The sequence below is a fragment of the Paraburkholderia sp. DHOC27 genome, from assembly GCF_003429005.1.
Lineage (GTDB): Bacteria > Pseudomonadota > Gammaproteobacteria > Burkholderiales > Burkholderiaceae > Paraburkholderia.
The window spans coordinates 159,513-171,812 of sequence record NZ_QVQV01000006.1 but is presented as its reverse complement, the minus strand read 5'-3'; the positions used below and the strand labels follow the sequence as shown (position 1 = coordinate 171,812).

Genomic DNA, 12,300 nt, shown 5'->3' with positions numbered 1-12,300 from the left:
TCTCTCGCGTCCGGCGCGGCCTCGCGGAACTGAAGCCACCATGCCTATCATCTCCACAGGCACGCTTCGACTGCCGCGCTCATCGCCGGACGCATCGCTTCCAAGCCAACCTTCCCGTTGGACCACTCCATGAATCGTTACCCCCTCTGGAAATATGTCGTGATGGTCGTGGCGCTTGCCATCGGCCTCATCTACACGCTGCCCAATTTCTTCGGCGAAGCGCCGGCGGTGCAGGTGTTGAGCGGCAAGGCAACGGTCAAGCTCGATGCGACGACGCTGTCGCAAATCGAAGGCGCACTCGCTGTCAATCAGATCACTCCGTCAGACGTGACGTTCGACAACTCGTCGACCAACGCGAACATCCGCGTGCGCCTTGCGGACACCGACACGCAATTGCGCGTGAAGGACCTGCTGTCGAAAACGCTGAACAGCGACCCGAACGACCCGAACTTCATCGTCGCGCTGAACCTGCAAAGCGCCTCGCCGCGCTGGCTCACCGCCCTGCATGCATTGCCGATGTATCTCGGCCTCGACTTGCGCGGCGGCGTGCACTTCCTGCTGCAGGTCGACATGGCCGGCGCGTTGAACAAGAAGCTCGACTCCGACGCGGCGGACGCCCGCACGCTGCTGCGTGATAACAACATCCGTGATGGCGGCGTGAATCGCGTCAACCAGACGGTGGTGATCAACTTCGCGGACAAGGACACGGCGGAAGCCGCGTCCAGGCAACTGTCGCGCAGCGTCAGCGAGCTCCAGTGGGCCACGCAGACGGCGCCCGACGGCGGCTTCCAGCTGGTCGGCACCTTCACGCCGGCCGTGCAGCGCACCGTGCAGGACGCCGCCCTCAAGCAGAACATCCAGACCCTGCATAACCGGGTGAACGAACTGGGCGTGGCCGAACCGGTGATCCAGCAGCAAGGCGACGACCGCATCGTGGTCGAACTGCCGGGCGTGCAGGATACGGCGAAGGCGAAGGACATCATTGGCCGCACGGCAACACTCGAAGCGCGCCTCGCTGATCCGATCAACCTTCATCCGAATCCGGCTGATCCGGTTCCGCCGGGTGACGAACTGTTCACCGAGGGCAACCAGGCGCCGGTGCTGCTGCGCAAGCAGGTGATCTTCACCGGCGACCGCATCATCGACGCCTCGGCCGGCTTCGACGAACATCAGCGTCCGTCGGTCAACATCCGTCTCGACTCGGCCGGTGGCCGCGCCGTGGCGAGCGTGTCGCGCGACAACATCGGCAAGCCGATGGCGATGGTGCTGTTCGAAAAGGGCAAGGGCCAGGTGCTGACCGTCGCGACGATCCAGTCGGAACTGGGCGACCGCTTCCAGATTACCGGCCAGCCGACCCCGCAAGCCGCCGCCGACCTCGCGCTGCTGCTGCGCGCCGGTTCGCTCGCGGCACCGATGGACATCATCGAAGAACGTACGATCGGCCCGAGCCTCGGCGCGGACAACATCAAGAAGGGCTTCCACTCGGTGGTGTGGGGCTTTGCCGCCATCGCCGTGTTCATGATCGCCTACTACATGCTGTTCGGCGTGATCTCGATGATCGGTCTGTCGGTCAACCTGTTGCTGCTGGTTGCCGTGCTGTCCATGTTGCAGGCCACCCTTACGCTGCCGGGTATCGCCGCTATCGCGCTCGCGCTCGGTATGGCAATTGACGCCAACGTGCTGATCAACGAACGCGTGCGTGAAGAGTTGCGCAATGGCGCGCCGGCTCAACTGGCCATCCAGAACGGCTACGCGCACGCCTGGGCGACCATTCTCGACTCGAACGTCACCACGCTGATTGCCGGTCTCGCGCTGCTCGCGTTCGGCTCCGGGCCGGTGCGCGGCTTCGCGGTCGTGCACTGTATCGGCATTCTGACCTCCATGTTCTCCGCGGTGTTCTTCTCGCGCGGCCTCGTCAACCTCTGGTACGGCGGCAAGAAGAAGCTGAAGTCGCTGGCCATTGGTCAGGTGTGGAAGCCGGAAGGCGTGGCCGTGGCCGGCGCGGGTGCCGCGTATCTCGGCAGCGATGACGCCGCTACGGACACAGCCCAGGCGGTCGCCGCCGTCGCTGCCAAACCGAAGGCCAGCGCCCAGGCGCGTGCCGGAAAGCCCACGGTGCGCCGCCGTAACGCGCCCGGCAACACGCCGCAGAAACCGGGTTCATCCCGCTGAGTCCCGGAGAAACTAGACCATGGAATTTTTTCGCATTCGCAAAGACTTGCCGCTCATGCAGCGCGCGTTGTTGTTCAACGCGATCTCGCTGCTGACGTTTATCGCGGCGGTGTTTTTCCTGTTGCATCGCGGGCTGCATCTGTCGGTGGAATTCACCGGCGGCACGGTCATCGAAGTGCAGTATCCGAACGCCGTACCGCTCGAACCGGTGCGCGGCACGCTGTCCAGGCTTGGCTATCCGGACGCTCAGGTGCAGAACTTCGGCACCTCGCGTGACGTGCTGATCCGTCTGCCGGTCAAGCAGGGCCTCACTTCCGCGCAACAGAGCGATCAGGTGATGGGCGCGCTGACCTCCGAAGACAAGAGCGTGCGCTTGCAGCGTGTCGAGTTCGTCGGTCCGCAGGTCGGCAAGGAACTGGTCACCAACGGCCTGCTCGCGCTGGCGTGCGTGGTGGCCGGCATCGTGATCTATCTGTCGTTCCGCTTTGAATGGAAATACGCAGTGGCGGGCGTGATCGCCAACCTGCACGACGTGGTGATCATTCTTGGCTTCTTCGCGTTCTTTCAGTGGGAGTTCTCGCTGTCGGTGCTCGCTGCGGTGCTGGCGGTGCTGGGCTACTCGGTGAACGAATCGGTGGTTATCTTCGACCGGATTCGTGAGACCTTCAAACGCGAACGCAAGATGACGGTGATCGAAGTCATCAACCACGCCATCACGAGCACGATGTCGCGGACCATCATCACCCACGGCTGTACGCAGATGATGGTGCTGTCGATGTTCCTGTTCGGCGGCCCCACGCTGCACTACTTCGCGCTGGCGCTCACGGTCGGTATTCTGTTCGGTATCTATTCGTCGGTGTTCGTTGCGGCAGCCATCGCCATGTGGCTCGGCGTGAAGCGCGAAGACCTGATCAAGGACAAGAAGGAACGTCACGATCCGAACGACCCGAACGCGGGCGCGCAGGTTTAACTCGCGCAATCCCGAGGTCGTAGCGTTGCAAAAACAAAGGCCGGTTCAGTCGAACCGGCCTTTGTCTTTTACGGGCGTAGCCTTTACACACGCTCACCGCGACTGCTTGATCCCTTCCGCCTGGATATGCAGCTTCGTATCCATGTCGAATCCGTACTGCGCCCCAAAGTCCATGCCGTAATCCGCGCGGTTGAAATGCGCGCTTGCCTCGACGCCACAGACTTCCCGTTTGAGCACGGGATGCGCGATGCACTTGAACGATTCAATGGTCAGGTTCAGAGGCTTCGTCACGCCATGCATTGTCAGGTTGCCGATCACCTCAACCGGCTTGTCGCCGTCGAACTTGATGTCCGTGCCCTGGTAGGTGACGGCCGGATATTTCGTGACGTCGAAAAACGCATCGGATTCGAGATGCTCGTCGAGCTTGGTATTGCCGGTCTCCACCGAAGCGGGGTCGATGGTCACGTCGAGCGAGCCGGTCCTCGCCGCTCGATCGAGCGTCACCATGCCTGTGCTTTTGGTAAATTTGCCGCGCCATATCGACAGCCCGCCAAAGTGATCCGCCTCGAACGCCGGATAGGTATGCGCAGGGTCGAGCTGATAAGTATCGGCGGCCAATGCGCCACACGACACCGCGCTTGCCAGCACGCCCGCGGCAAACAGCAGGAAGGTCTGCAATTCGAACTCCGTCAGAAAACACGCCATGCCTGTCACGCGGCGGAGATTACCCGGGGCGCCCAGTTCAAGACATGCATCGTGCAATCGAAACACTGGGGCCGATCACGGGTTAACGGCATCACGCGGGATCCCTTTATTTGATGCGCGATTTGATGCGCGACGGCATGGGCAGCGGCGACTCTTCAGGACGCACCCGGCCGCAATCGCGACGGAACAGTGAACAATTGGGGCCGGACAGTGTCCGATCCGCAACAAACCCGGCTTTCCGCCCCGCAGGCAGGCCCCGTCAGGCGTGCAGCCTGCTGGCCTAATCGCCACCGGAGGAGCGCGTTTGGTACTATTGCTCCACGCTTTCGCCCGTCCCTGCCGTGCAAGCTTGCGTTGCACCCCGTTCACGCCGTTTCGCCCCTCCGCCGTATGGACCTAGACAACCTGATTGCGTGCCATGAGTGCGATACGCTGTACACCAAGCCGAAACTGAGCGGCCGCCGTTTCGTGGCGCGCTGTCCGCGTTGCGGCGCGACGCTGTATCGCGGCGCCACGCGCCGGCTCGACATCATCAGCTCGGTCACGCTGGCGGCGCTGTTCACGTTCCTGATCGCGCAGGGTTATCCGATCATCGAACTGGACGCCAACGGCATCACCACCCAGACCACCTTGTTCGGCGCGCTGGTCGCGTTATGGAGCGAGGACATGCAGATCGTCGCGGTCATGGTGTTCTGCGCCACCACGCTGTTTCCGCTCACTGAACTCGTCGCCCTGCTGTACGTGCTGATCCCGATCCGCTCCGGCTTCGTGCCGAAGGGTTTCAACACCGTGCTGCGCGCCATCCAGTTCGTACGCCCGTGGGGCATGATCGAAGTGTTCATGCTCGGCGTACTGATCACGATCGTGAAAATGGTGAGTCTCGCGCGCGTGATTCCCGAGGCTGCCCTGTTTGCTTTCGGCGCGCTCACGCTGATGTTCGTGGTGGTCGTCATGTTCGACCCGGCCACGCTGTGGGATATGGCCGATGAAGTGAGCGCCCGGCGCGCCCGCCCCTTGCCGCGCACCGCAGCCGACAGCGCGGCGGTCGCAGTCAGCGCAGCCACGGCAAGCGCGCCGCCATCCACGTCGGGTCAGGGATAGGCGCACGATGAAATACGTCACCGCGTTGCGCGCTGGCCTCGTCTCCTGCCACGCGTGCGGCCGCGTCGAACCGCGCATCCGGTCGATCACCCCTCAGCATTGCTCGCGCTGCGGCGCGCGGCTGCACCGGCGCAATCCCGACAGTCTGATGCGCACGTGGGCGCTATTGCTTGCCGCAGCGTTGCTGTATATTCCGGCGAATCTGTTGCCGGTCATGCACACGGCCTCGCTGCTCGGCTCGGAAGACGACACGATCATGAGCGGCGTGGTCTACTTCTGGACCTCGGGTGACTGGCCGCTCGCGGTCATCGTGTTCATTGCCAGCATCATGGTGCCCATGCTCAAGCTGAGCGTGCTGGTGCTGCTCACCGTCACTGCGCAGCGTCGCTCACGCTGGCGCCCGATGCAGCGCATGAAGCTGTACCGGATGGTCGAGCGCATTGGCCGCTGGTCGATGCTCGACGTGTTCGTGGTCACGCTGACCGTCGCGCTGGTGCGCTTCAAGTCGCTCGCCGTGATTACGGCTGGGCCCGGCGCGATCGCGTTCGGCTCGGTCGTGATCCTGACGATGCTCGCGTCCATGCAGTTCGATCCGCGGCTGATCTGGGACCCGGTGGACAGTGCGCGCGCCGCAGCCGATGCGGCAGATGCATCAGGTTCGGCTGGTGCAGCAGATGCAGGCACCCAAAGTGCTATAGACACGCTCGGTGCAACAGGCGGCACCCAACAATCTCAGGACCAAAAACATGACTAGCCCGCAAGGACCGACGCCTGCTCCCACGCCGCGTAACGATTCGAACGGACCCAAGCTGCCGCCCAACCTGCCCGATCCGGAGATCGAGCCGCGCAGCCACTGGCTGCCCTCGCTGGTCTGGGTGATCCCGCTGATCGCGGCGCTCATCGGCATTGCGCTCGTGATCAAGTCGGTCACCGAGAAAGGGCCCACCATCACCATCAGCTTCAGCAACGCGGAAGGGCTCGAACAGGGCAAGACCCAGGTCAAGTACAAGGACGTCGACATTGGCCTCGTGAAGAACATCCGGCTTTCCAAGGATCTCTCGCATGTGCTGATCGAGGTCCAGTTGACCAAGGAAGCCGAGAACTTCGCCGTCAAGGACACGCGCTTCTGGGTGGTGCGCCCGCGGGTGGGCGCGAGCGGGGTGTCAGGCTTGAGCACGCTGCTGTCCGGTGCCTATATCGGCGTGGACGCCGGGCATTCGTCCGACTCGTCGACCAACTTCGTCGGCCTCGAGACGCCGCCACCTATCACCGGCGACCAGAAGGGCCACCGCTACACCCTGCATGGCGATTCGCTCGGCTCGATCGACATCGGCTCGCCGATCTTCTACCGGCGCGTGCAGGTCGGTCAGGTGGTGGGCTTCTCGCTCGACAAGGACGGCACCGGCGTGACCATGCAGGTGTTCGTGGCGGCGCCGTACGACCAGTACGTCGGCGTCAACACGCGCTGGTGGCATGCGAGCGGCGTCGATCTGCGGCTCGACTCGAGTGGCTTCAAGCTGAACACGCAGTCGCTTGCCACGGTGCTGGTCGGCGGTCTGTCGTTCCAGTCGCCACCCGGTCAGGCGATGGGCACCCAGGCGGCCAACAACACGACTTTCCGACTCGGCTCGGATGAATCCGACGCCATGCGCGAACCGGATGGCGTGCCGCTGCGCGTCGTGATGAACTTCAACCAGTCGCTGCGCGGGCTGTCGATCGGCGCGCCGGTGGACTTCCGTGGCATCGTGCTGGGGCAGGTCACCAACATCGGCATCGACTACGATCCGAAGACCCGCAACTTCACCATGCCGGTGACGATGAACCTGTACCCCGACCGCCTCGGCAAGCGCTTCCGTCAGACGGCGCCGGAACCGGGCAGCGCCGCCGGTCAGGATCTGTTGCAGCGCCTCGTGCAGCACGGCCTGCGCGGACAGTTGCGCACCGGCAACCTGATCACGAGCCAGTTGTACGTAGCGCTCGATATGTTCCCGAAAGCGCCGCCGGCCAAGGTCGACGTGACGAGCGATCCGCTCGAACTGCCGACCATCCCGAACACGCTCGACGAACTGCAACTGCAGGTGGCGGACATCGCGAAGAAACTCGACCAGGTGCCGTTCGACCAGATCGGCGCGAACCTGAACAGTTCGCTGAAGAACGCCGATCAACTGTTCACGCGCCTGAACAGCGAAGTGGTGCCCGAGGCCCGTGACACGCTGGCTGCCGCCAAGCAGACCTTCGGTTCGGCCGAAGCCACCTTGCAGCAGGACTCGCCGCTGCAGTCCGACGTCCATCAGGCGTTGCAGGAACTGACCCGCACGTTGCAGTCCTTGAATGCGCTGTCGGACTATCTGGAACGTCATCCGGAATCGCTGTTGCGCGGAAAACCAGGAGATAAACAATGATGTTTGCCCGGCCGACCCGCCCGTCCCGCTCGCCGTCCGCCCTGCTGCCTGTGTGTGCTTCTGCGCGTGCCTCTGCATCCAGCCCCGCACCGCATGGGCTGCGGCGCGCCGCAGCCTGCCTCGCTGTCGGCGCGGGGCTGCTGGCACTCGCCGCGTGCTCGTCGCCGGCGAGCCACTTCTACACGCTGGGGAACGCCGATGCGCCGGTCACCGCGCACAGCATGGCGGCGCCCAACCTGCTGATCGAAGTGCCGCCCGTGGATGTGCCGTCGCAAGTCGCCAAGAATCAATTGGTGGTGCAAACCGGTCCGACCCAGGTGCAGATTCTCGAGCAGGAACGCTGGGCTTCGCTGCCGGGCGACGAAATCCGCCGCGCGTTGTCCACGGATCTGACGCAGCAACTCGGCACCATCGACGTATACGGCACGGCGTATCCAGAAGGCACGCCGGTGTACCGCGTGAGCGTCAACGTGCAGCGCTTCGAATCGTGGCCGGGCTCGCACGCGCTGATCGATGCCGTGTGGAGCGTACGCGCCGTTGGCAATCAAACCGTCATGACGTGCCGCAGCGTGGTGAATCAGCCGGTGACCGGCAGCTACGATGCGCTGGTAGACGGGCATCGCCAGGCGGTGCAGCAGATTTCCGCGCAGATCGTTGCCGGTATCAAGGAGATGGCGGCCGCGCCGCAAGTCCATACGGCCGCGCCGCCGAAGAAAGCGTCCGGCGTGTCCGCACGCGTCGCGCCCGCCTCGTTGCCCTGCCCGGCCTCGGCGGAGCCCAATGCCGCCGCGAGCGGCGCCAGTGTGCGTGTGAGCAACAACAACGGTTGACCCGCTCCACATCGAGGCCGCAAGCGCTTCGTATTGCAGTAGATCCAACCCGCCCTCGGCCTGCGATGACCGAGGGCGCTCGGATGCGTTTTCACCAGATGTTTCCCGCAATCAAAGGCGGCGACGCGCAAGTCTGGCAGAATGCCGCGCTTGATCCCATCCCGCTGCGTCCGCCGGACAATAACCTTTCCATCATCGCCTGGCCATCCGGCCAGCTTGTCGAAACCGTTGTGTTTAGCGATCCTGAGAGTCTTCTTGACGTCCCACGCAGCCAACGACCATCTGATCGCCCATGTTCCGTTCCATCCAGACCCTCGTTAGAAAATGGCGCGCGTCGCGCAATAGCGGCCATCAGCTCGACGCGCTGCTCGTCATGGCGGACCAGCACGCGTCCTATGCCGAGCGCAGCGAGTGGCTGATCGAGCTGGCCCACTGGATCCGCCGCCGCGGCACAGTGCAGGCTCAACCCGTCAGACCTGACGCAGCAGCGGCCGAGGGGCGCTCGCTGTCCGAGCACACCCGGCTGCGCTACATGCTGCAGGTGCTCGACCGCAACCCAGCGTGGAAGGCCAACGTAGCCGGCATCCTGCGGGCACTGCTGCGCGAGAGCGACGGCATCTCGCTGCTGTGCGATTCCGGCATGCCGGTGCACTCCGCGTTCTTCGGCGCGCTGTTCGGACGCTTCGAGTCATCGCTGATTCCGCCGGCGCCGAACCGGCGCGATCTGGGTGCGATCTTCACGCTGATGTTCACCTCCGAACGCGACGCCGAGTGGATCGCCGCGCTACCCGCCGACCTCCTGACTCGCATCCGCGACCTGTTCGATTTCGACGTGGCGGCAAGCGAGCCGCGCCTCACCGGTGCGCTCTCGCTGGACCTCGTGGCCGCGCTGCACAACCTCACCTGCCAGATCAGCTCAACCGGGCTTTCGCAGACGGTGCGCAGCCGTCTGGGCGATACCGACGTGCGCGTCGCCATGGAGAAGCAGCCGTTCTACCGCCTCACGCGTGCGATGCTCGCGGTTGAAGCGGCCCATCATGCGGTCGAAGCCGGCGCGGCACCGGGCGAACTGCTGCACGAAGTCAACTATCTGCGCCTGCTGCTCGACGAGTGCCGCATTGCCACGGACAACGTCTTTGCCCACCTGTACCGCAACGGCGTGAGCGTGGACATCGTGTTTCAGGTGGAACGCATGCGCATGCGGATCCAGCGCGCCGAGCACCTGCTGGACGCCTGGATGGCCGCCGACGATCCGCACGCCGGCTCGCGCCTCGCCGCCGAACTGGTGAAGGCCAATCACGCGAGCCAGAGCGTCGCGCATCTGCTGCGCAGCAACTTCTCGTTGTTGGCGCGCAAGGTCGTCGAATACAGCGCTGACACCGGCGAACACTACATTGCGCGTGACCGGGCCGAGTATCTGAAGATGCTGCGCATGGCGGCGGGCGGCGGACTCGTCACCGTAGTCACCGTCTGCGTGAAGTTCGCGATTACGGGCGCGCATCTGCATAACATGGTGGAAGGCTTGCTCGCCGGCATCAATTACGCAGCCAGCTTTCTGCTGATGCACTTCCTGCATTTCTCGCTCGCCACCAAGCAGCCAGCCATGACGGCGCCGACCATCGCGCGCGAACTGGATGGCACCGGCACCCCAGAGGGCGTGCAGCGCTTCGTGAACTCCGTAGTCGCGCTGATCCGCACCCAGGCGGCGGCCGTGTTAGGCAATGTGATGCTGGTGTTTCCCGTGTGCCTGGGCGTGCAGTTACTGTGGCACGCGCTGTTTCACACGGACATCATCTCGCCGGAGAAGGCGCACGCCACGCTGCATTCGTTCTCCCTCGCCGGACCCACGCCGTTTTACGCCGCCCTCACCGGCGTGCTGCTGTGGTCGTCCAGCCTGATCGCGGGATGGGCCGACAACTGGTTCGTACTGCACCGCGTAGCGGACGCACTCACATACAACCGGCGGTTGCGCATGACGCTGGGTGCGGCCGGCGCCGCCCGGCTCGCCGCGTTTTGCCGCTCCAACGTGGCCGGGGTGGTGGGCAATATCACCCTGGGTCTGATGCTTGGACTCGTACCGGCCATTCTTACGGCCTTCGCCTTTACCTTCGAAGTGCGGCACGTCACGCTCTCGGCGGGGTCGATCGGCGTGGCGCTCGGTGTGCTCGGCAAGGATGCGCTGGATTTGCCGGAGTTGTGGTGGGCGGTGGCCGGCGTGTTCAGCATGGCCATCCTCAACGTGGCGGTCAGTTTCGCGCTGGCGTTCTACATGGCCGTGCGTTCACGCGATCTGCGCCGCAGCGACGTGCGGCCGTTGCGCGCCGCGATCTGGCGCCGGGTGTTCCGGCGGCCGCTGGATCTAGTGTGGCCGGTCGGCGCTACGAGCAAGCCCGCGCATCCTGACCGCGTACAATAGCGCCTTAATCAACGCCTCCCGGCAACATCAATGTCCTTCGAATTCTTCATCCCCTGCCCACGCGGCCTCGAGGCCGCGCTCGCGGCTGAGCTCGCCGAAATTGCCGCACGCCATCTGAACGGCGCACCGTTCACGCCCGGCGCACAAGTACCGGGCGGCGTGCATTTCCGCGGGGGCTGGGCTGCCGGGATGGCGGCGAATCTGCATTCCCGACTTGCCAGCCGCGTACTGCTGAAAATCGCGCACCGGCCCTATCGCGGCGAGCAGGACATTTACGAGCTGGCGGTCGAGCAGCGTTGGGAACAGTGGTTCTCGGCCAACGAAACGCTGCGCGTGGACGTCACCGCGATCAAGTCGCCGCTGCGCAGCCTCGAATTCACGACATTGCGCGTCAAGGATGCGATCTGCGACCGTCTGCGCGAAGTGAGCGGCGCGCGTCCGAATATCGACACCAGCGCGCCGGATGTACGCGTGTTCGCTTTTCTCACCGCCACCGATTGCACGCTCTATCTCGACACCTCCGGCGACCCGCTTTTCAAGCGCGGCTGGCGGCTGGACAAGGGCGCGGCACCGCTGCGCGAAAATCTCGCGGCCGGCATTCTGCGGCTGACCGGCTGGACCGCCGGCACGCCCCTGTACGACCCGATGTGCGGCAGCGGCACCTTCCTCGCGGAAGCGGCCCAGGTGGCGCTGAATATCGCGCCGGGCGCCGAGCGGCGTTTCGGTTTCGAGAAGTTCAAGCAGTACGACACGAAGGCGTGGCAGGCGCTGAAGGCGGCTGCGCTGGATGCGAAGCATGCGGCGCGCAGTTCACGCGCTGATCTGCAGATTTTCGGCAGCGACATTTCGGGCGACATGCTCATCAAGGCGCGCGCCAATTTCGAACGGGCCGGTTTGCCGGCCTTTGTGCTCAAGCAGCTCGACGCGCGCAACATGACGCCGCCGTCGTCGCAGCCAGGCATTCTCGTCGCGAATCCGCCGTACGGTGAGCGCATTGAAGTACGCGGTCGCAACGCGCGCGGCGAGCTTCGTGAGACGGGCCGAGAAAGCCGCGATGACGACAGTTTCCGCCGCGCCCAGGAAGAAGCGCCGGACAGCGAGTTCTTCAAGTCGCTCGGGGACGCGCTCAAGCAGCGCTTCACCGGCTGGCACGCGTTCATCCTCACATCGGACCGCAAGCTGCCGGGTCAGTTGCGGCTGCGCGAATCGACCAAGACGCCGCTCTTTAACGGCGCGCTCGAATGCCGCCTGTTCCGCTTCGACCTGATTGCGGGCAGCGTACGGCAACGGCCGGCCAACCCGGACACGCCGCCCGCGGCCTAAGCACACGCGCCGGCGGCAGCGAACTTCCGTGCCGCAATGCAAGCCAGATAACGGGGACGCGAGTCCCCGTTTGCGTTTCTATGCGGCGCGTAGCGGCGTCGCGCCGTCATCCGCTTGCTTGCTGCGGTCTCTGCGGTCTCTGCGGTCTCTGCGGTCTCTGCGGTCTCTGCGGTCTCTGCGGTCTCTGCGGTCTCTGCGGTCTCTGCGGTCTTTGCGGTCTTTGCGGTCTTTGCCCTCTCTGCTTTCTCCACCCTCTCGTCCGCCGCAAGCCATTCCGCCGCTCCAACCCATCCTGCTCCGGTAAGCGTAAAGCAAAGGCTACTGACAGAACGTTGTCAGTAGCCCCGCCTCACACTCCCTCTCACGCCATCTGGCGCGCCC

At 64.4% G+C, this 12,300-nt stretch carries 9 protein-coding genes; 8 read left to right on the top strand and 1 reads right to left on the bottom strand.

Going from position 1 to position 12,300, the window contains the following annotated elements; translation table 11 throughout:
* Positions 1-129: 129 nt before the first annotated feature.
* A complete protein-coding gene (gene secD / locus D0B32_RS19480) occupies positions 130-2,172 on the top strand; it encodes a protein translocase subunit SecD (RefSeq protein WP_117335929.1) in 2,043 nt (680 codons plus the stop codon).
* 19 nt (positions 2,173-2,191) lie between these two features.
* Complete coding sequence (gene secF / locus D0B32_RS19475) at positions 2,192-3,142, top strand: protein translocase subunit SecF (RefSeq protein WP_117335928.1); 951 nt, start codon at positions 2,192-2,194, stop codon at positions 3,140-3,142.
* A 93-nt stretch (positions 3,143-3,235) separates the two neighbouring features.
* Here secF and D0B32_RS19470 read toward each other — a convergent pair whose 3' ends face one another.
* Complete coding sequence (locus tag D0B32_RS19470; RefSeq protein ID WP_117336299.1) at positions 3,236-3,808, bottom strand: YceI family protein; 573 nt, start codon at positions 3,806-3,808, stop codon at positions 3,236-3,238.
* A gap of 429 nt (positions 3,809-4,237) precedes the next feature.
* On the opposite strand from D0B32_RS19470, the gene D0B32_RS19465 reads away from it, so the two are divergent.
* The 6 genes from D0B32_RS19465 (at position 4,238) to D0B32_RS19440 (ending at position 11,919) form a co-directional block, all read left to right on the top strand.
* Positions 4,238-4,948, top strand: a complete 711-nt coding sequence (locus tag D0B32_RS19465) for a paraquat-inducible protein A (RefSeq protein ID WP_117335927.1) — start codon at positions 4,238-4,240, stop codon at positions 4,946-4,948.
* A gap of 7 nt (positions 4,949-4,955) precedes the next feature.
* Positions 4,956-5,702, top strand: coding sequence for a paraquat-inducible protein A (locus D0B32_RS19460; RefSeq protein WP_259295054.1), 747 nt, complete (start codon positions 4,956-4,958; stop codon positions 5,700-5,702).
* Positions 5,695-7,350, top strand: coding sequence for an intermembrane transport protein PqiB (locus D0B32_RS19455; protein ID WP_117335926.1), 1,656 nt, complete (start codon positions 5,695-5,697; stop codon positions 7,348-7,350). The genes D0B32_RS19460 and D0B32_RS19455 overlap by 8 nt, the downstream gene beginning before the upstream one ends.
* Positions 7,347-8,180, top strand: coding sequence for a membrane integrity-associated transporter subunit PqiC (locus tag D0B32_RS19450; RefSeq protein WP_117335925.1), 834 nt, complete (start codon positions 7,347-7,349; stop codon positions 8,178-8,180). Before D0B32_RS19455 ends, D0B32_RS19450 begins: the two co-directional genes overlap by 4 nt.
* Positions 8,181-8,472: 292 nt before the next feature.
* Positions 8,473-10,596 carry a site-specific recombinase gene (locus D0B32_RS19445; RefSeq protein WP_117335924.1) on the top strand — a complete coding sequence of 708 codons (2,124 nt, stop codon included), beginning with the start codon at positions 8,473-8,475 and terminating at the stop codon, positions 10,594-10,596.
* A 30-nt stretch (positions 10,597-10,626) separates the two neighbouring features.
* Positions 10,627-11,919: a class I SAM-dependent RNA methyltransferase gene (locus tag D0B32_RS19440; protein ID WP_117335923.1), complete on the top strand. Its 1,293-nt coding sequence runs from the start codon at positions 10,627-10,629 to the stop codon at positions 11,917-11,919.
* The last annotated feature ends 381 nt before the right edge of the window (positions 11,920-12,300 follow it).